We start from the raw sequence: 18,361 nt of genomic DNA on the forward strand, positions 1-18,361 counted from the left end.
TTGTAGGAGCTGGCTTGCCAGCGATCGCATCACCGCGATTACACAGGTAAACCGTGGTGACGCGATCGCCAGCAAGCCGGCTCCTACAGCTTTGATGTTTACGCCAGGTCGGCCACTACCGAAGCCAGCGCCGTGGCCGGATCCGCCGCTTGGCTGATCGGGCGACCAATCACCAGATAGTCGGAACCGGCATCCAGTGCCTGACGCGGCGTCAGAATGCGGCGCTGATCGTCCTGGGCGCTGCCCGCCGGACGAATCCCCGGAGTCACCAGTTGCAGCGACGGGTGTGCCGATTTCAGCGCCTGGGCTTCCAGGGCCGAACACACCAGACCGTCCATGCCGGCTTTTTGCGCCAGTGCAGCCAGACGCAGCACCTGCTCCTGCGGCTCGATATCGAGTCCGATACCCGCCAGATCCTCACGTTCCATGCTGGTCAGTACGGTCACGCCGATCAGCAGTGGCTGTGGGCCGCTGCGCTTGTCCAGTACTTCACGGCAGGCCGCCATCATGCGCATACCACCGGAGCAATGCACATTGACCATCCATACGCCCATTTCCGCGGCAGCCTTGACGGCCATGGCGGTGGTGTTCGGAATGTCGTGGAACTTGAGGTCCAGGAACACTTCGAAACCCTTGTCCCGCAGGGTTCCGACAATTTCCGAGGCGCAGCTGGTAAACAGTTCTTTACCGACTTTGACCCGGCACAGCTTCGGGTCCAACTGATCGGCCAGCTTCAGTGCGGCGTCACGGGTGGGGAAATCCAGGGCGACGATGATAGGAGTCTGGCAGGCGGACATGAGTGGGCTCTCAGGCAAGTCGAAATCGGCGCGCATTGTAGCGGAACCAGCGCCCCTGCGGGACCCGATGATCGGTAAATCGTCGAGATGGCTCAGGCAAGACTAGCCGTTGCGGCAATTGTGTCGAGTCCGATACACACACGACACGCCCACAACACCCATGCCCGCTACCCTCGCCAACCGCAATACGTCCTTACTACAGCACTTCCCGCCTCCGGGCCGGACGCCTATGCTGGAACCACAACCTCGCGGCCCATCTTTGTGGTTGGCAGCCTACTGGCAGATGAATGCACGCATGCACAACACCCAAGCTCCTGTGAACGACGACCAAAAAGCGCCCGGCGACGACAAGCGCTGGAGCATTCGCGCCCTGATCGTCGACGATGATGTCCCGATCCGCGAACTGATGATCGACTATCTGGCCCGGTTCAACATCCACGCCAGCGGCGTCACCGACGGCACTGCCATGAGGCAGGCGATGCAGGCGGAGCATTTCGATGTGGTGGTGCTCGACCTGATGCTTCCCGGCGAAGACGGACTGTCGCTATGTCGCTGGCTACGCGCCGAGTCGGATATCCCGATCCTGATGCTCACGGCTCGTTGCGAGCCGACCGACCGTATCATCGGCCTCGAACTGGGCGCCGATGACTACATGGCCAAGCCGTTCGAGCCCCGGGAGCTGGTGGCACGCATCCAGACCATTTTGCGTCGAGTGCGTGACGACCGCAGCGAACAGCGGGCGAACATTCGCTTCGATAACTGGCGCCTGAACAGCGTGTTGCGCCAGTTGATCGCTGACAATGGGCTGGTGGTGCCGCTGTCCAACGCCGAGTTCCGCCTGCTCTGGGTATTTATCGAACGCCCGCGCCGGGTGCTCAGCCGTGAACAATTGCTCGATGCCGCACGCGGTCGTTCGATTGAAGCCTTTGATCGCAGCATTGATTTGTTGGTCTCACGCCTGCGCCAGAAGCTCGGCGATGACCCTAAAGCGCCGCATCTGATCAAGACCGTTCGCGGTGAGGGTTACCTGTTTGATGCACGAGACATCGGCTGATGCGCAGGCGCTTCGATACGCTTTTCGGCCGCCTGTTTGGCGTGCTACTGCTGGCGATTATCCTCGCGCACCTGCTGGCCTTTGCCTGGTTTCATCATTACGGTCCACCGCCGCCGCCACCACCGCCGGAGTTTCCCGAAAGCACGGATGGGGCCCGCCCGCCAGCGGATCCACGCTTTGAAGAGCGGCCTGCGCGCCCCTGGTTCGGCGGCCCCGTCGTGCCTCTGACGTTTCAGCTGATCACGCTGATCATCGCCGCCTGGTACGGTGCCAAGTTGCTCAGCCGCCCAATCCAGCGCCTGAGCGATGCGGCCGAGCGTCTGAGCGAAAACCTCGACAGCCCGCCTCTGGATGAGTCCGGCCCGCGGGAAGCGCGGCAAGCGGCACACACCTTCAACAAGATGCAGCGTCGCATCATCGAGCAAGTGAATCAGCGCTCGCGCATGCTTGGCGCCGTGTCCCATGACCTGCGTACGCCGCTGTCGCGGCTCAAGCTGCGACTGGAAAAAATCGACGACGAGCAACTGCAAGGTCAGATGCGCCAGGACCTGGACGACATGATCAGCATGCTCGATTCAACCCTGACTTATCTCCACGAGCAACGTACCAGCGAGGCCTTGCAGAGGATGGATGTGCAGGCACTGGTTGAATCCCTCAGCGAAAATGCCCAGGACCAGGGTGCCGACGTGCAGTCCAGCGGACACTGTGCGCCGTTGCGCGTGCAGCCGATGGCGCTGCGCTCCTGCATCAATAACCTCATGGACAATGCCCTGCGCTATGCCGGGCAGGCGTTGATCAGCCTGGAAGACCATCGCGACCACCTGCTGATCCGCGTCATCGACCATGGCCCGGGTATCGCCGCGGATCAGCGCGAAGCGGTGTTTGAACCCTTCTTTCGCCTTGAGGGATCGCGTAATCGCAACTCCGGCGGTGTTGGACTGGGCATGACCATTGCGCGCGAAGCTGCCCAGCGAATGGGCGCAAACTTGAGCCTGGAAGAAACACCGGGCGGTGGCTTGACCGCCGTTATTCAACTGCCCCGAGGTTGATTACGCAGTGTGTACCAGTCGGTACAAACCCCACACACCCGCGACAACTCCCCCCGTGAGCCTACATAAGCCGGTACACCCACCGGTTTTCGATTCCAGGGAGTGAGCCCAATGATCGGCAGCATCAGCAACTACACCAGCTATACCAGCACCAACACTAGCAACGCGGCAACCAACAGCGCCCGCAGCCAGCAGTTCCAGGAAGAGTTGCTGGCCAGGCTCGACAGCAACAGCGATGGTTCGGTGGATCAGGATGAACTCGGTAGCGCCCTGTCGCAGAAGTCAGACGATGGCTTGCTGGTCAGCCTGAGCGAGAACTTTGCCGACCTTGACAGCGACGAAAGCGGCAGCCTGAGCAGTGAAGAAATGGCCGCCATGGCTCCCCCGCCGCCACCGCCCGGCAATGCACCGGCCGACGCCGAACTTGCCGATGCGCTGATCAGTGCTCTCGACGCCAACGGGGATGGTGTCATCAGTAGCGATGAACTGAATGCCTTGCAGGCGAGCGACCGCGACTCATCGACCATCACCGACAACAGCACGACCCTGTTCACGGCGCTGGACAGCGATGGTAGCGGTGGAGTCAGCAGCGACGAACTCATAACAGCCTTGAAGACGGGTCGTGAACAGAACACTGACAGTACCTCAGCTCAATCGAGCGGCAACGAGGCATTACAGAAAATGATCGCCAATTTGAGCAAGCTGTACTCGCTCGACAATGTGACGAGCGTTGGGATACACCTGAACGTGGCGGCTTGATGCAAACACATCGCGAGCGAGTTCGCTCCTACAGTGGATCTGCGTCGACGCAGGAAAGCTTGCTCGCGAAGTGGCCATGAACCCTCAACAAAAAGCCCACTGACCTCGTGACAGCTTCAGTGGGCTTTGTTTGCTCCAGGAACTCAGGGGCGGCGATCTTCAACCCGCGCCTGGCTCTTGCTCCAGTCAGTCAACAGGCTGTAAGCCACTGCCAGCAGAGTAGGCCCGATGAACAGGCCGATAAAGCCAAACGCAATCAAGCCGCCAAACACTCCGAGCAGCACGATGACCAGCGGCAGATTACCGCCGCGACTGATCAGGTAAGGCTTGAGTACGTTGTCGACGCCACTGATGATGAACATGCCCCAGGCCCCCAGGAACATGGCCATTCCGTATTCGCCTTTCCAGGCCAGCCATGCCGTGGCAGGAATCCACACCAGCGGTGGGCCCATGGGGATCAGACTGAGCAGGAAAGTCACGATACCGAGCACCAGAGCCCCCGGTACTCCGGCAATCAGGAAACCGATCAACGCCAGGATTGCCTGGGCCGCCGCCGTGCCGATCACGCCGTTGACCACTCGTTGCACCGTACCGGCCACCAGTTCGATGTAATAACCGGCACGCTGGCCGATCAACCGCTCCAGCAAGCTGTGAACAAACGCCGCCAGCCGCGGCCCGTCGCGATAGAAAAAGAACACGAAGACGATACTCAGCGTCAGCTCGAGAATACCGCCACCGATCTGCGCACTGCGCGCCAGGAACCAATTGCCGACCTGCCCCAGATACGGCTTGATCGACACCATCATCGCCGCGCCCTGCTGATCGATACTGTTCCAGATTACGACCAGACGTTCGCCCACCAGGGGAATAGCGCCCAGCCACACCGGTGCATGCGGCAAACCATCGACCTGAACGTCCTTGATGAATACCGTGGCATCACGCACATGATCCGCCAGGTTGAAACCCAGCCAAACCAGGGGCGCCGCGACCAGCACCATCCAGCCGAAGGTCAACAATGCGGCCGCGAGGGACTCGCGGCCATTGAGCCAGCGGGTCAGCAATCGCATCAGTGGCCAACTGGCAAACGCCAGCACTGCTCCCCAGAACAACGCCGACCAGAACGGCGCCATCACCCATAAACTCGCGCCGAACAGCGCCACGAGCAGGATCTGCACCAACAGGCGATCGTTATTGAGCATTTGAAATCCCGAAAAAATCTGTCAGCAAAAGAGTAGGCGAACGTGGCGTGCACGTTCACCCGGTAAAGCCTACCGCAATAGTTCGATGTGCAGGCCAGAGCCGTCGGCACTGCCGGTTTCCATTCTGGCCGTCCTCACACCTTGTGTGATCAAGGCCTGACGCCAGGCCTCGGCATTGGCCCCGGAAATACTGACCCGCAGCGTGGTGTCCAGGTTCAGCCCCCGGGAAATCAGGCGCAGCCAGGTCTCGTCAGGCGCCTCGGTCAGTTTCGGAAAATCGAGTTCACCGGTGCTTTTGAGTTCACGCAGCAAGGTCGCAGACGTTGGCAGCAGATCGCCCAGCGGCGCCGAAGCGTTGAACTGTTCGACATGCAAGTAGGCTTTGCGATTGCCACGGGTGATGCTGTAAAGCGCCACCAGCGTGTTGTCCTGTGGTGCTGCCAGGCGCAACAGCAAATAGGCTTGCTGATCATCGGCGCCATACAACTTGGCGTTGCCGAAGACTTCATTGGCCCACAGGCTGCTTTCACCGCAATCACGGGCCTGGCACCAGAACAGCAATTGCGCGTCCTGCTTCTGCAAGGCTTCGCGGGCGGCAGTGAAGGCGTCGTTGGATGTGTGTTCCGGCGGCAGCTCGTAGGTCACCGAAGTGGCCTGCCCTCGGGCGCTGACCTGGCCATCGAAACGCAATTGGCCGCTGATTTTACGAATCGAGCCCAGCGGGTAGATCCGCTCCAGTTCCGCCGGTGGGCGGTAATCGACAATCTGGGCGTCGACCATACGCGGCACGATCGGCAGGTCCTGACTGCCCGGTAGATCGGCGGCAAGCAACAATGGACTGAAACAGCACAGCGCCAGCAGGGTGATTGAACGCATGGATAAACTCATCGGATCAGCATGGCCTGGGCACCCTTGACGATACTGGCTTCATCGGCGCGCTGAGGCACCTGCAAACCACGCTGCACCGCCGCACGCGCCTCCATGGTTGCCATCCAGCGTTGCAACGCCGTCAAGCCGTCCACCGAGACGCCTGACCACTCGTAGCCCCGCACCCATGGAAACGTCGCGATGTCGGCAATGCTGTATTCGCCGGCAAGAAACTCCACGGTTTGCAGACGAGTATCAAGCACCTCGTAAAGGCGCCGGGTTTCGTGTTGATAACGGTCAATGGCGCCCTGCAGTCTTTCCGGAAAATACCGGAAAAACACGTTGGCCTGCCCCTGCATCGGCCCGATCCCACCCATCTGGAACATCAGCCACTGCAACACCACCGAGCGCCCCTTGGGGTCGGCAGGCAACAGTTTTCCGGTCATTTCAGCAAGGTAAATCAGGATAGCGCCGGACTCGAATACGGCAAAATCGCCGTTGGCGCGGTCGACAATCGCCGGAATCCGGCCATTGGGGTTGATCTTGAGGAAGTCCGGGGATTTCTGTTCCTTTTTGTCGAAACTCAAGGCATGCACCGTATAGGGCAGGCCGAGTTCCTCGAGCACGATAGAGACCTTGTGGCCATTCGGGGTCGCAGCGGTGTAGAGATCTATCATGGTTGTCTCCCATTTCAACCCGCCCAGCCTCGACAGTTGCCCGGTGCAAGTCAAGGAATGGCGAAGAACCGATTGAAACAGTCTGCGACAAGATCGGCACCGGTCTCATCATTCAGGTGTAGATGATGGCCGCCTGGCAGCTGTTCACGGCTAAAGGGTAGACGCTTGAGCAACTCCGTTTGTCGGGCGAGCATACCGTCGGCAGCCACCACCAGTTTTGCAGGGCACCTGATTCGCTGGACGAACGCCATCGCCTGTTCGGTTGTAAGACGCAGCGGCGATGGCAGCGTCAGGCGATTGTCAGTGCGCCAGGTGTAACCGCCCGGCACCGGCATGAGCCCACGCTGGGCCAACAGTTCGGCTGCTTCACGGCTGACAGCCACCACACCTTTCATGCGCGCTTCGATGGCGCGCTCGAGCGTGTTGTACACCGGTTTGCGTTTTTCCCGCAGCTCCAGTTGCGCTTGCAGGGCCATACCCATGCGCTCGGCGGCATTTTCAACGTTGTCTGTAGGAGGAATGAGGCCGTCGATCAAGGCCAGATGGGTCACTCGCTCCGGCAAGGAACCGGCGATGATCAACGAAGCGATGGCGCCCATGGAGTGCCCCAGCAGCGCAAACCGCTTGAGTCCGAGTTGTTCGGCCACTTGCAGCACATCGTGGGCGTAGTCCCACATTGCATAGCCAGCCCCTGCCGGACGATGCCCGGAATGACCGTGACCGGCCATGTCCAGGGCAATGATGCGCAAACCTTTGAGCTTGGGCGCCAGGCGGGAGAAACTGTTGGCGTTGTCCAGCCAGCCGTGCAAGGCAATCACCGGCAATCCGTTTTCAGGGCCGAACAAGTGCGCCGCCAGCTCGATGTGCGGCAGGCTCAGACGGACTTCCTCGACGACCTTGCTCATGCGCAATCCTGACGGCCAACCCAGCGATCGAACAGGCCCTTGAGCATTGCGGCGGTGTCCTGCGGGCGTTCGAGGGGAAACATATGGCCACCAGGCATGCTCAGGGACTCACCCAACGGCATGCGCCCGACGGAACTGGCGTGATGACGCATCACTACCTTGCTTTTATTTCCGCGAACCACTGCCAGCGGCACCTTCAACTGGCGCGTTCTGCCAGGACTGGTGTGCGGCACGCCGCGGTAGATACTGATTTCCGTTGCAGGATCGAAACGCAGGCGCAGCTTGTCGCCAACCTTGTGCAATCCGTAGTGCAGGTACGCATCGAAGCATTCCGGGTCGAAGCTGCGAAACAGGGTTTTGCCGGCGAAATAGCGACGGGCGCTTTCGAGGTCGGAAAACTCCTCTCGTCGACCCAACGTGCGCCCGGCCGGTGTCAATCGATCAATGAAACCAAAGCGCTTGGCCGCACGAATGACCCATTGATCAGTGCGGGTCAGTACTGGCGAATCAAGCATGACCACGCCTCGATACAGCTCGGGGCAACGCAGCGCCGCATGCAGATGCAGAACCCCACCGAAGGAATGGCCCACGCCCCACACCGGTTCCGACTGTTGCTGCAGGTGATGAATCAGCTCATCCACCAGGTTGTACCAGTTATCGTCCGCCGGGAAACGCGGATCATGGGCGTGCTGCTCCAGATGCGTCACCTGATACTCGGGCGCCAGCGCCGCAAACAGTTTGCCGTAGGTTCCGGAAGGAAAACCGTTGGCGTGGGCGAAAAATATCTGTTGCGACATACCTGCAAATCCATGAGCGAGAACAGGCGTTGATTGTCCGCAAGAGAGCGTCCGGCAGCAATGACCGTAACTGACAGGAATGATGACAGTCCGGCCATACGAATACCGATCCCTGTAGGAGCGAGCTGGCTCGCGATGAACTCAAGCGCACCGCGTTTTCCCGGTAACCCGCGTTATCGTTAGCGACCATCGCGAGCGAGCTCGCTCCTACAGACGAACGCAGGTTTCAACGGGCAGGCGGATTTTCACCCAACGGCACCACAGCCATCGTCAGTCGCGACACACAACTGGACTTGCCCTCGTCGCTGGTCAAACGGATGTCCCAGACATGTGTCGTACGGCCAATGTGGATTGGCTTGGCCACCGCCGTCACGCGCCCGCTGCGCAAGCCGCGCAAGTGGTTGGCGTTGACTTCCAGACCCACGCAATAAAACTTGCTGGTGTCGATGCACAGGTAGCTGGCCATGGAACCGACCGACTCGGCCAGCACCACCGAGGCGCCGCCATGCAGCAGACCATAAGGCTGATGAGTGCGATGGTCGATGACCATGCTGGCCGTCAGCGACTCTTCGTCGAAGGCTTCGAAACGTATGTCCAGCACTTCGCCGATGGTGTTTTTCTGGATTAAGTTCAACTGCTCGATATTGGGAGTGGTACGCCACAGGCTCATTGCAGATTTTCCTTGTTGGTTTTGTTCGTGGATCAATCCTGCCACAGCACCGCCTCACTGCGCTCGCTCCACTCTTCAAAACGCTCTCCATACGCGGCTTCGATCACATTGCGCTTGATCTTCAGGGTCGGCGTGAGAAAACCGTTCTCTACTGCCCAGCTATCCTTGACCACCACAAGGCTGCGCAGACGTTCGTGCTTATCGAGCAGCGCGTTGACCTCTTCCAGCAGTTTTTCCAGGCTGGAATGCAACCCCGCCCGTGCCTCCTGCTGTCCGACGGCAGAGAGCACACACAAGCCCAACGGCGCACTCAAGCCATCCCCGACCACGCAAACCTGTTCGATGCGCGAGTGCACCGCCAAGCGGTTTTCAATCGGCGCAGGGGCCACGTATTTGCCCTTGCTGGTCTTGAAGATTTCCTTCAGCCGTCCAGTCAGACGCAGGTTGCCTTCGGCGTCTTCCTCGCCTTTGTCACCGGTGCGCAGAAATCCGTCTTCGGTGATGGTGTCAGCAGTTTTTTCCGGCTCCTTGTAATACCCGAGCATGGTCGCGCCACTGCGCACCAAGACCTCCCCTGTCTCGGCTATCCGCACCTCGACTTCCGGGCATGGCTTGCCGATCCAGCCCGGTTTGTTCTGGCCAGGCAGGCAGATATGCGAGTAACCGCAGCTTTCGGTCATGCCGTAAACCTCCAGCACATCCAGGCCCAGTTTGCGGTACCACAGCAGCAAGGTCTGCGGCACAGGAGCGGCCCCGGAAAGTGCGATGCGCAAGGCGTCGAGTCCTAGGCCGGCCAGGACTTTATGCCCTACCCGCTTGCCTATGAATGGAAGTCCGAGAAGAAAATCCAGGCGCTTTGCCGGGATCTTGCTGTACACACCCATCTGGAATTTGGTCCAGATCCGCGGGACACCAAACAGCGCAGTGGGCCGCGCTCGCTGTAAATCCGTGAGGAAGGTCTCGAGGCTTTCAGCAAAAAACACTGTTTGGCCGGTATAAATCGAGGCCAATTCAACAAACATCCGCTCCGCCACATGGCACAGCGGCAAATAGGAAAGCAGCCGGTCCGACTCATTGAGGCCGAACAGTGAAGTGCCGCGCGTGGTAGCAAAGCCCAGATTGCCAAAACTGTGCATCACGCCTTTGGGCATGCCGGTGGTGCCGGAGGTGTAAATGATGGTGGCAAGTTGATCGGCGGCCGGCCTGGGATCGTCCTGGATGGGCGAGCAGCGTTGCAGATCGGCCCAGCTGAAATCGAAGGTGCCGGGCGGATGCAGCGGCAGACTGATGGTCGGCAAGTCAGGGTGAACCCCACGAGACATCCCTGGCCAATCGTCGAGTTTGCCAATGAAGACCAGCGCCGCTTCTGAGTGTTCGAGGACCTGGGCAACGGTCTCGGCGGTGAGGTTGGGGTACAGCGGTACCGAGACATGCCCGGCCATCCAGATCGCCAGGTCGGCAATGATCCAGTGCGCGCAGTTTTTCGAAATCAGGGCAACGTGGCTGCCTAGCGGTAACTCGCGCGCTCGCAGCCAATGCGCAGCGCAGCGGGCCTGATGACCGACATCCCCCCAGGTCAGGGTTTCAACCTGACCACCGCCGACAGGCTGGACCAAAAAGCGTTGGCGCGGATGCCGGGCCTCACGTTCGTAGAAAACGTCCAGAGGCAAACGAAAAGCAGCAGACATGACTCGCTCCTGTTTTTTTGGTCTGGAGCAAGCGTAGTCAACCAAGCAAGTGCTTGGTTGACTTTTTTAAGTCGCCTGTAGGAGGGCCGCAGGCTGCGATCTTTGCGTCTACGGGTGCTTGATGCCGTTGAGCTTCATCGAGCCGACAATCAGTTCCGCGCCCGAGAGCTCGGCCAGCCCGGCGGTGCTGACTCGCTCCGGCGGATGCCCCGCGCCGTGTTCCAGGTAACTCAACAAATTTCCCACCAGCGGATTGTGGCTGACCAGCAGCACATCGCTCACAGCCACCATTTGCTCGGCCACCTTGTCCGGCTCGGTGTCAGGCGTCAGCCATTCGACGGTGCGAATTTCCGGCTCGAACCCCAATGCCTCACGCACCAGTTGCGCAGTCTGTTGCGCGCGCAGATAAGGGCTGGCGTAGATTGCCGTCAATGGTTGCCCCATCAACAGCGCGGCACTTTTCAGCACTTCCTTGCGGCCGTGATCCGTCAATTCCCGCTCCGAATCGTGGGGGCGGGAACCGTGCGGTACAGCTTCACCATGACGCAATACCCAGAGTTTCATAGCTTGGGTTCCTCATCTCGGGCCGGATGCGGTGCCGGCGCCACGACGTGCGGCGCTTCACCTTCCGGTGTACGCGGCGTCGGCCAGTCGGCGAACGGCCAGGGTTTCTGGTCGCTGTGGAAGCTGCCGAAACGACCGATCTGCGCCAGAAACTGGCTCAGGCTGTCGCCGAAGTTCATCAGGCTGGCGCTCGGGGCGCCATAGAACAAACGATAGATCAACTGCACCAGCACGACGGCGCCGAGAATGAACTGCGCCACTTGCCAGACCAGCACAAAGACGATCATCCAAAGTACCCGCAGCAGGATGGATTCGTACTTGGCTTCTACTTTCTGATCGTTCATGTCTCGCTCCGTTCCTATTAAAGAGGGCTCGGTTGAATTAAATTGAGGGCTCAGTTGAAGCCGCTGGTGGAAATAAAGTCGACGTCGGTTTTCGGTTCGCCGCGCATCAACAGGCCGATGACCTGCTCAAGCGTGCGTCCTTCGAACAATATTGCGTGCAACCCGGCGACCAGGGGCATGTACACGCCAACTTCCTGGGCTTTGGCCTTGAGCACCTTGAGGGTGTTGACCCCTTCGGCGACTTCGCCCAGGCGGTTGACGGCTTCTTCCAGGCTCAAACCCTGACCGAGCGCGAATCCGACCTGATAGTTACGGCTCTTGGGCGACGAGCAGGTCACGATCAGATCGCCCACCCCCGCCAGGCCCAGGAACGTCATCGGGTTGGCGCCCTGGTTCACCGCGAAACGGGTCATCTCGGCCAGCGCCCGGGTGATCAGCATGCTTTTGGTATTTTCGCCCATGCCCAGAGCCACCGCCATGCCGGCGATGATCGCGTAGACATTCTTCAGCGCTCCGCCCAACTCCACGCCAAAACGGTCGGCACTGGCGTAAACGCGGAAGGTGCGACCGTGCAACGCGGCTTGAACCTGCTGGCACAGCTCTTCGTCTTCACTGGCAACCACCGTGGCGGTCAGCGCATGCTCGGCTATTTCACGGGCCAGGTTAGGCCCCGACAGCACGCCGATTCGTGCGTGTGGCGCGATCTCTTCAAGGATCTGACTCATCAGTTTGAAGGTTTGAGCCTCAATGCCTTTCGTCAGACTGACCAGCATCTTGCCGCTCAAGCGCTCGGCATTCGGTACCAGCACCGAACGCAACGCGCTGGACGGCAACGCAACGAAACACAAGTCGCAGGCTTGCAGGGTCGCCTGCAAATCGGTAACCGGCGTTACGGCGGGTAGAATCTTGATGCCTTTGAGGTAACGCGGATTCTCGCGATTGACTCGAATAGCTTCGGCTTGCTCGGGATCACGCATCCACTGAAGGACCTGATGCCCGTTCTCGGCCAGTAAATTAGCCACGGCGGTTCCAAAACTTCCGCCTCCCAGGACCGCAATCGGGCGCTGTTCAGTCATATGTAATCCGTTAATCCATACCAGTGGCGATGCAGGCATTATACGGAGCGGCCCCTGCGCGGACAGCCCCCGTGTCAAATAGCGACATCTGTTGCAAGAAGACCATTTAATACGCAGAAAATGCGGGCATCGTGAATGGAAAAGTTGATCGCCTCGGTTAAAATGCGCGACTTTGAACGCTAACAGGGATGTGCGGTGTCTCCGGGTTCTCCTTCGCCACGCTCGCCTCTGGTACTGGCGCTGATCTTCAGCCCGCCGGCACTGGGCGACGACATGTTCCTCGACAGCGAGCCACTGCCTAAAGTGCTGACAGCCACACGTCTGAAGCAGTCACCGGCCGCCGTGCCGGGGAGCATGACCGTGATAGACAGCGCACTGATCAACGCCAGCGGTGCCCGGGACATCAGCGAACTGTTGCGCCTGATTCCGGGCATGATGGTCGGCAATATCAGCGGCAATCAGGCAGCGGTGAACTACCACGGCACCAATGCCACCGCAGCACGGCGCATGCAGATACTGATCGACGGGCGCTCGGTATACCGCGCCGGTTTGGCCACGGTGGACTGGAGCGATATCCCAGTGGCCATGGAGGACATCGAGCGCATCGAAGTCTTTCGCGGCCCGAACACCGTCAGTTATGGGGCCAACGCCTTGATGGCGGTGGTCAATGTCGTCACCCGACGGCCAGCCGACAGCCACGGTACGCGGATGAAAGTCACCCAGGGGCAGCGCGGCATCAACGATTTTTACGCCAGTCAGGGATTGGGCTGGAAGGACGGTGATCTGCGCCTGTCGCTGTCCGGACAGCAGGACGATGGCTTCGACTCGGACCGAAAAGGCGTCGATTACCATGACAATCGCCGTCTCAACCGCTTCAACCTCGCCGTCAACCAGACGCTCAATGAACAGCAGAGCATCGATTGGCAAATCAATGCCAAGGACGGCACCAACCAGCGACCTTATACCTACCGCCCCGTGTTTGCGGGGACTACTCGCGCAGGCGACGATTCCGACGTCACGGCCAAGGACTATGCCGGCTCTTTGCGCTGGAACCGGGACATCAACCCCGATCACAGTCTTTACATTCAGGGCTCCGCGCAACACTGGGATCGCCAGCAAACCTGGCGCGCCTGTGACGCGCAGGTTTCATTCAGCCCACAGTTGAGCGAACTGTGGCAACTCAACCCCAATTACACTGAACACCTGGCCCGCAATATCTCGGATTTCATCGGCCCCGGTGCCCCGCCCGGTTCGCTGGCCGAACAGGCACTGGCCAATCAGGTGCTTGACCAATGGCGCAATGGCGCCAGCCAGACTGTCTGCGGCAACCTCGACCAAAGCACTCGTGAATCGCGCTACGACCTCGAAGTGCAGGACACCCTGAGCCTGTCCGATAACCTTCGACTGGTCAGTGGCCTGAACTATCGTTACGACCAGGCAGATTCCGAAACCTATTTCAATGGCACTCTTGACGACACGACCTGGCGGGTATTCGGCCAATTCGAGTGGCGCGCCACCGAACACTGGCTGGTGCAAGGCGGGGGCATGTTCGAAGATTCTCGGCTGATCGGCAGTTCACTGACGCCACGAGTGGCACTCAACTACCTGATCAACCAACGGCACGGCTTTCGTGCGGTGTACTCCGAAGCCGTCCGTTCACCGGACATGTTCGAGAACAACATTAACTGGAGTTATCGGGTGACGCACCTCAAGCCGGAAGCCTTTGGCCAGTCCAGCGCCCGCTACTTCGTCAAGACCCGAGGCCCCGGCGATCTCGATCAGGAGCACATGCGCTCTCGGGAGCTAGGTTACAACGGCTACTTTGCCGAGCAGGGAATTGCGCTGGACGTAAAACTGTTCTACGACGAAATCTCGGGCATGATCAGCGAGCCGCTGCGCAACAATCAGTTCATCGCCAGCAACTCGAACACATCACGTTTCTCGGGAGCCGAGACCCAACTCGACTGGCGGGTCGGCAGCCTCGATCGCCTGAGACTGACCTATGCCTATATCGACATCGACGCGAGCAACCCGCTGGACGCCAGGCAGACGGCACGCAACAGCGGTTCCGCCAGTTGGCTGCGGGATTGGGGGCGAGGCTGGAACACTGGCCTTTTCTACTATGGAGACGACGCCCTGAATGGATACCGCTTCGAACGGGTGGATGCCCGTGTCGCCAAACGCCTCAGCCTTGGCAAAAGTAGCCTGGAGCTGGCCGGAGTGCTCCAGCAACGCCTCGACAATCAGCCAACCACGTTCGCTGACAACCGTTACGATGAACAACGTGTGATGTATTTCAGCGCGGAGCTGGAACTCTAGGATGCGCCATCGACCGGTTTGGAAAGCGCCTGCGCTTGGCCGTATGCTGGCCATGCTATGCCTGCTGTCGAGCGGCCTGCTGTGCAGTCTGACCGGCCATGCTGCGGACATACTGTTGGCCGGCGTCGAAGACAGTCCTGGCGTGCAGGCCTTCACCCAGGCTTTGAGAGAACTGCGTCCAAACGACACCGTGCGCTTCGAGGCGCTGGCGCAGTTACCGACGCCAGGTAACCTGCCTGCTGACACCCGTTTGATTCTGCTCGATCTGGCCTGCCTCGATTGGCGTCTGCAGGACATCGCAGGTCCGGCGACGCTGGTACTGCGGATCAGCCGCCTGCAAGCCCGACAACGTCTGAATGACATTCACCCGCCACACCTCAGCCTGTTGTGGAGCGATCCGCCACCGGGACGGCAGTTGCGCCTGACCAAAGTCCTGTTGCCTCAAGTCAAGCGGGTCGGCGTGCTCTACGACAATCACAGCGAGTTCCTGCTCGATGAATTGCGTCAGGCGGCCCGTCCATTGGGTCTGGAGGTGGTCACGCAGCGCTGGGAGAACACTCACGACAGCCGTGCATTACAGGCGTTGCTGAAAAAAAGCGACGTCCTGCTGGGGCTGGACGACCCCGACCTGTACAACCCGCAGACGGCAAAGAACGTTCTGCTCAGCAGCTATGCACGGCAAATGGCGTTGATCGGTCCCAATACAGCATTCGTCAAGGCCGGTAGCCTGGCCAGCACTTACAGTGATCAACACGATTGGTTGGTCATCCTCGACGAACTGCTCGATCGGCCGACGTCGACATGGCCGCGCACGTATTACCCGAATCGTTTCAAGGTCTCGAGCAATCCGCAGGTCGCTCGCTCATTGGGAATGGAACAGATCGACGACGTACTCGTCGCAACTTTGCTGGCAGAAGGAGAACGCCGCCCGTGACCTTCCGTCGCCGTTGGGACATCAACACCCGCACGCAACTCATCAGCCTTGGCCCTGCCTTGTTGTTGACGTTGTTGTTGATCAGCTTCTTTACCTTCGTGCGCATCCAGGACCTGCGCCAGGAAATCACCCACACCGGCCAGTTGATCGCCAACCAACTGGCGCCCGCGACTGAGTACGGTGTGATTTCCGGCAACAGCGAAGTGCTCGAAAATCTGCTCAAGGCCACACTGGCTACGCCCAACGTGCGCTTTCTGGAAGTTCAGGACAGCGCCAACCGTGTTCTGGTCTATGTCGAACAACCCTCCGAACATCACAATCGCCCAAAACAGGTTGAAGTGTTCCAGGCACCGGTGCGCCTGCAGCGAATCGCTATGCACAATGATTTTTTCCAGGGCAGCAAGCCCCCCCCCGTCCCGACCGAAGACTATCTGGGCCGGGTGATCGTCGGCCTGTCCAGTGATGCATTCAGCCAACGCCAGCAGGAAATCCTGCTGAAGGCTGCGATTCTGGCTTTTTTCGCCCTGCTGTTTACCTTTGTGCTGGCCCGGCGGCTCGCAGGTAGCCTGTCGCAACCGATCCGCGATATCGGCAATGCGGTCAAGGCAATACAGAAAGGTGACTACAGGACCCCGCTGCCCATCGTCGACGACACGGAACTGGGGGCACTGTCACAACACATCAACAACCTCGCCAGCGGCCTCGAAGAGGCCAGCCGTGAGCAGCATCAAGCGATGGCGCAGTTGATCCAGACCCGCGAAGAAGCGGAAAAGGCCAACAACGCCAAGTCCGACTTTCTCGCCATGATGAGCCATGAATTGCGCACTCCGATGAACGGCGTGCTGGGCATGCTGCAATTGCTGGAAACCACCGACATGACCGATGAGCAGGTCGAATATGCGGCACTGGCATCGGAATCGACCGAACACCTGTTGAAGGTCATCAACGACATTCTCGATTTCTCACGGATCGAACGCTCGGAACTGGAGCTGGAGCACATTCCGTTCAGCCTTTGCGACCTGATCGGCAGTTGCGCCCAGTCGTTTCAGCACAGCGCGGCGCAACGCAGCCTCGATCTGCAACTGGTGATTCCCGAAGACATGCGGACATTGCAGGTCAAGGGTGACCCGACGCGCATCCGTCAGATCCTGGTCAATCTGCTCGGCAATGCCCTGAAGTTCACAGAGCAGGGCCGCGTCACCATCGAAACCCAGTGGCAGTCGCTGGATCACGAATTGCTATGGTTTACCTGCACCGTGCGCGACAGCGGCATCGGCATTCCGTCCGAAAGCCTGGAGATGATGTTCGACGCGTTTCAGCAGGCTGACAGCTCCATTTCACGACGTTACGGTGGAACGGGCCTGGGCCTGCCGATTGCTCGCACACTTGCCGAGCGTATGGGCGGAACGTTGCGCGCTCAGAGCGAAGAAGGTCTCGGCTCGGTATTCACGCTGGAAATTCCGCTCGCCCTGTATCAACAGACACCGCCTACGCTGGTCCAGCTTGCGCCGGCCGGCAACAGTAATGGCGACGGCCGCAATGTGCTGTTGGTCGAAGACAACCCGGTCAATCAGACGGTCATCGAAGCCATGCTGCGCAGCCTTGGGTTCAAGGTCAGCGTTGCCGCCGATGGCGCGCAGGCAGTTCGCAGTGCCGAAAGTCTGATTTTCGAAGCGATCCTGATGGATTGCCGGCTGCCAATCATCGACGGATACGAGGCCACACGACAAATCCGCAAGCTACCCGGCTGCACAGATCTGCCGATCATTGCCCTGACCGCCAATGCCCTGCAGGGTGACAGGGAAGCCTGTTTGTCCGCCGGCATGAACGATTATCTGGCCAAGCCCTTCAAACGGAACGATCTTCATCAAATTTTGCAGCGCTGGGTGCAGTAGTACAGGCCTTTCGACCATCTGCGACTGGCGTGAAAGACGAAAGTGCGGCAGTCTTAGGCACCTCGACAAGCCCGAAAAGGGGCTTGAATAATAATTTCAGTGCACAAGTGTACATTCATGTCCTTGGTGCTGTGACTTTCACCACAACGCAATAGTCTATGAGTAGGCTGCCGGTTCGAGGCATGAACGCTTCGATCGGCCGGGAAGATTTGCCCCACCTGCCGCACGGGACTATTGAGGAGCTCGCATGACCAAACAAAACGCCTTTACCCGGGAAGACCTGCTGCGCTGCAGTCGCGGTGAGTTGTTCGGCCCTGGTAACGCGCAACTGCCCGCCCCGAACATGCTGATGGTCGATCGCATTACCCTGATCAGCGAAGAGGGTGGCAAGTACGGCAAAGGTGAATTGGTCGCCGAGCTGGATATCAATCCGGACCTGTGGTTCTTCGCCTGCCACTTCGAAGGCGATCCGGTGATGCCAGGCTGCCTTGGCCTCGACGCCATGTGGCAATTGGTCGGTTTCTTCCTGGGCTGGCAAGGTTTGCCGGGCCGCGGCCGTGCGCTGGGTTCGGGCGAAGTGAAGTTTTTCGGCCAGGTTCTGCCGACCGCCAAGAAAGTCACCTATAACATTCATATCAAGCGCGTCCTCAAGGGCAAGCTGAACCTGGCCATTGCCGACGGTTCGGTGACCGTAGACGGTCGCGAAATCTACACCGCCGAAGGCCTCCGGGTCGGCGTGTTTACCTCAACTGACAACTTCTAAGGGT

General features: G+C 59.6%; 18 protein-coding genes. 7 read left to right on the plus strand and 11 right to left on the minus strand.

Going from position 1 to position 18,361, the window contains the following annotated elements; all coding sequences use genetic code 11:
- Positions 1 to 98: 98 nt before the first annotated feature.
- The gene (pyrF, locus tag AD668_RS21495; RefSeq protein WP_172681853.1) at positions 99 to 797 is read right to left on the minus strand and encodes an orotidine-5'-phosphate decarboxylase; all 699 of its coding nucleotides are present in this window, start codon (positions 795 to 797) and stop codon (positions 99 to 101) included.
- Positions 798 to 1,092: 295 nt separating this feature from the next.
- Between pyrF and AD668_RS21500 the strand changes: the two genes are divergently transcribed.
- The 3 genes from AD668_RS21500 to xopAW all read left to right on the plus strand — a co-directional run bounded on the left by AD668_RS21500 (position 1,093) and on the right by xopAW (position 3,659).
- Entirely contained in the window at positions 1,093 to 1,851 is a 759-nt protein-coding gene (locus AD668_RS21500; RefSeq protein ID WP_053162109.1) for a response regulator, read from the plus strand.
- Complete coding sequence (locus tag AD668_RS21505) at positions 1,851 to 2,900, plus strand: HAMP domain-containing sensor histidine kinase (protein ID WP_053161975.1); 1,050 nt, start codon at positions 1,851 to 1,853, stop codon at positions 2,898 to 2,900. The genes AD668_RS21500 and AD668_RS21505 overlap by 1 nt, the downstream gene beginning before the upstream one ends.
- 111 nt (positions 2,901 to 3,011) lie before the next feature.
- Positions 3,012 to 3,659 (plus strand): XopAW family type III secretion system calcium-binding effector, encoded by a 648-nt coding sequence (xopAW, locus tag AD668_RS21510; protein WP_053161977.1) that lies wholly within the window; start codon positions 3,012 to 3,014, stop codon positions 3,657 to 3,659.
- A 143-nt stretch (positions 3,660 to 3,802) separates the two neighbouring features.
- Here xopAW and AD668_RS21515 read toward each other — a convergent pair whose 3' ends face one another.
- The 10 genes from AD668_RS21515 to AD668_RS21560 all read right to left on the minus strand — a co-directional run bounded on the left by AD668_RS21515 (position 3,803) and on the right by AD668_RS21560 (position 12,446).
- Entirely contained in the window at positions 3,803 to 4,858 is a 1,056-nt protein-coding gene (locus tag AD668_RS21515) for an AI-2E family transporter (RefSeq protein ID WP_053161979.1), read from the minus strand.
- 69 nt (positions 4,859 to 4,927) lie between these two features.
- The gene (locus AD668_RS21520) at positions 4,928 to 5,734 is read right to left on the minus strand and encodes a DUF4892 domain-containing protein (RefSeq protein ID WP_053161981.1); all 807 of its coding nucleotides are present in this window, start codon (positions 5,732 to 5,734) and stop codon (positions 4,928 to 4,930) included.
- Between the two features lie 8 nt (positions 5,735 to 5,742).
- Positions 5,743 to 6,402, minus strand: a complete 660-nt coding sequence (locus AD668_RS21525) for a glutathione S-transferase family protein (RefSeq protein ID WP_053161983.1) — start codon at positions 6,400 to 6,402, stop codon at positions 5,743 to 5,745.
- Between the two features lie 50 nt (positions 6,403 to 6,452).
- Positions 6,453 to 7,307 (minus strand): alpha/beta hydrolase, encoded by an 855-nt coding sequence (locus tag AD668_RS21530; RefSeq protein ID WP_053161985.1) that lies wholly within the window; start codon positions 7,305 to 7,307, stop codon positions 6,453 to 6,455.
- Positions 7,304 to 8,104 (minus strand): alpha/beta fold hydrolase, encoded by an 801-nt coding sequence (locus AD668_RS21535; RefSeq protein ID WP_053161987.1) that lies wholly within the window; start codon positions 8,102 to 8,104, stop codon positions 7,304 to 7,306. The genes AD668_RS21530 and AD668_RS21535 overlap by 4 nt, the downstream gene beginning before the upstream one ends.
- Before the next feature lie 226 nt (positions 8,105 to 8,330).
- The gene (locus AD668_RS21540) at positions 8,331 to 8,774 is read right to left on the minus strand and encodes a hotdog fold thioesterase (protein WP_053161989.1); all 444 of its coding nucleotides are present in this window, start codon (positions 8,772 to 8,774) and stop codon (positions 8,331 to 8,333) included.
- A gap of 32 nt (positions 8,775 to 8,806) precedes the next feature.
- Positions 8,807 to 10,462, minus strand: a complete 1,656-nt coding sequence (locus tag AD668_RS21545) for an AMP-binding protein (RefSeq protein WP_053161991.1) — start codon at positions 10,460 to 10,462, stop codon at positions 8,807 to 8,809.
- Between the two features lie 108 nt (positions 10,463 to 10,570).
- Entirely contained in the window at positions 10,571 to 11,026 is a 456-nt protein-coding gene (sixA, locus tag AD668_RS21550; RefSeq protein WP_053161992.1) for a phosphohistidine phosphatase SixA, read from the minus strand.
- Positions 11,023 to 11,370: a DUF4389 domain-containing protein gene (locus AD668_RS21555; RefSeq protein WP_053161994.1), complete on the minus strand. Its 348-nt coding sequence runs from the start codon at positions 11,368 to 11,370 to the stop codon at positions 11,023 to 11,025. Before AD668_RS21555 ends, sixA begins: the two co-directional genes overlap by 4 nt.
- A gap of 50 nt (positions 11,371 to 11,420) precedes the next feature.
- Positions 11,421 to 12,446, minus strand: coding sequence for an NAD(P)H-dependent glycerol-3-phosphate dehydrogenase (locus AD668_RS21560; RefSeq protein WP_053161996.1), 1,026 nt, complete (start codon positions 12,444 to 12,446; stop codon positions 11,421 to 11,423).
- Positions 12,447 to 12,641: 195 nt separating this feature from the next.
- Here AD668_RS21560 and AD668_RS21565 point away from each other — a divergent pair, with 195 nt between their 5' ends.
- The 4 genes from AD668_RS21565 to fabA all read left to right on the plus strand — a co-directional run bounded on the left by AD668_RS21565 (position 12,642) and on the right by fabA (position 18,357).
- A complete protein-coding gene (locus tag AD668_RS21565) occupies positions 12,642 to 14,765 on the plus strand; it encodes a TonB-dependent siderophore receptor (RefSeq protein ID WP_053161998.1) in 2,124 nt (707 codons plus the stop codon).
- Between the two features lies 1 nt (position 14,766).
- The gene (locus AD668_RS21570) at positions 14,767 to 15,699 is read left to right on the plus strand and encodes an ABC transporter substrate-binding protein (RefSeq protein ID WP_053162000.1); all 933 of its coding nucleotides are present in this window, start codon (positions 14,767 to 14,769) and stop codon (positions 15,697 to 15,699) included.
- Positions 15,696 to 17,594 (plus strand): ATP-binding protein, encoded by a 1,899-nt coding sequence (locus AD668_RS21575; RefSeq protein ID WP_053162002.1) that lies wholly within the window; start codon positions 15,696 to 15,698, stop codon positions 17,592 to 17,594. Before AD668_RS21570 ends, AD668_RS21575 begins: the two co-directional genes overlap by 4 nt.
- A gap of 247 nt (positions 17,595 to 17,841) precedes the next feature.
- A complete protein-coding gene (fabA, locus tag AD668_RS21580; RefSeq protein WP_003227150.1) occupies positions 17,842 to 18,357 on the plus strand; it encodes a 3-hydroxyacyl-[acyl-carrier-protein] dehydratase FabA in 516 nt (171 codons plus the stop codon).
- The last annotated feature ends 4 nt before the right edge of the window (positions 18,358 to 18,361 follow it).

The sequence above is a fragment of the Pseudomonas sp. P1.8 genome (genome assembly GCF_001269805.1).
GTDB lineage: Bacteria > Pseudomonadota > Gammaproteobacteria > Pseudomonadales > Pseudomonadaceae > Aquipseudomonas.

Coding starts and splice junctions, on each gene's coding strand:
- AD668_RS21520 (WP_053161981.1), bottom strand. CDS start 5,734: ATGCGTTCAATCACCCTGCTGGCGCTGTGCTGTTTCAGTCCATTGTTG.
- AD668_RS21505 (WP_053161975.1), top strand. CDS start 1,851: ATGCGCAGGCGCTTCGATACGCTTTTCGGCCGCCTGTTTGGCGTGCTA.
- AD668_RS21515 (WP_053161979.1), bottom strand. CDS start 4,858: ATGCTCAATAACGATCGCCTGTTGGTGCAGATCCTGCTCGTGGCGCTG.
- AD668_RS21530 (WP_053161985.1), bottom strand. CDS start 7,307: ATGAGCAAGGTCGTCGAGGAAGTCCGTCTGAGCCTGCCGCACATCGAG.
- AD668_RS21570 (WP_053162000.1), top strand. CDS start 14,767: ATGCGCCATCGACCGGTTTGGAAAGCGCCTGCGCTTGGCCGTATGCTG.
- AD668_RS21525 (WP_053161983.1), bottom strand. CDS start 6,402: ATGATAGATCTCTACACCGCTGCGACCCCGAATGGCCACAAGGTCTCT.
- sixA (WP_053161992.1), bottom strand. CDS start 11,026: ATGAAACTCTGGGTATTGCGTCATGGTGAAGCTGTACCGCACGGTTCC.
- fabA (WP_003227150.1), top strand. CDS start 17,842: ATGACCAAACAAAACGCCTTTACCCGGGAAGACCTGCTGCGCTGCAGT.
- AD668_RS21500 (WP_053162109.1), top strand. CDS start 1,093: ATGCACAACACCCAAGCTCCTGTGAACGACGACCAAAAAGCGCCCGGC.
- xopAW (WP_053161977.1), top strand. CDS start 3,012: ATGATCGGCAGCATCAGCAACTACACCAGCTATACCAGCACCAACACT.
- AD668_RS21560 (WP_053161996.1), bottom strand. CDS start 12,446: ATGACTGAACAGCGCCCGATTGCGGTCCTGGGAGGCGGAAGTTTTGGA.
- AD668_RS21555 (WP_053161994.1), bottom strand. CDS start 11,370: ATGAACGATCAGAAAGTAGAAGCCAAGTACGAATCCATCCTGCTGCGG.
- AD668_RS21540 (WP_053161989.1), bottom strand. CDS start 8,774: ATGAGCCTGTGGCGTACCACTCCCAATATCGAGCAGTTGAACTTAATC.
- AD668_RS21535 (WP_053161987.1), bottom strand. CDS start 8,104: ATGTCGCAACAGATATTTTTCGCCCACGCCAACGGTTTTCCTTCCGGA.
- pyrF (WP_172681853.1), bottom strand. CDS start 797: ATGTCCGCCTGCCAGACTCCTATCATCGTCGCCCTGGATTTCCCCACC.
- AD668_RS21545 (WP_053161991.1), bottom strand. CDS start 10,462: ATGTCTGCTGCTTTTCGTTTGCCTCTGGACGTTTTCTACGAACGTGAG.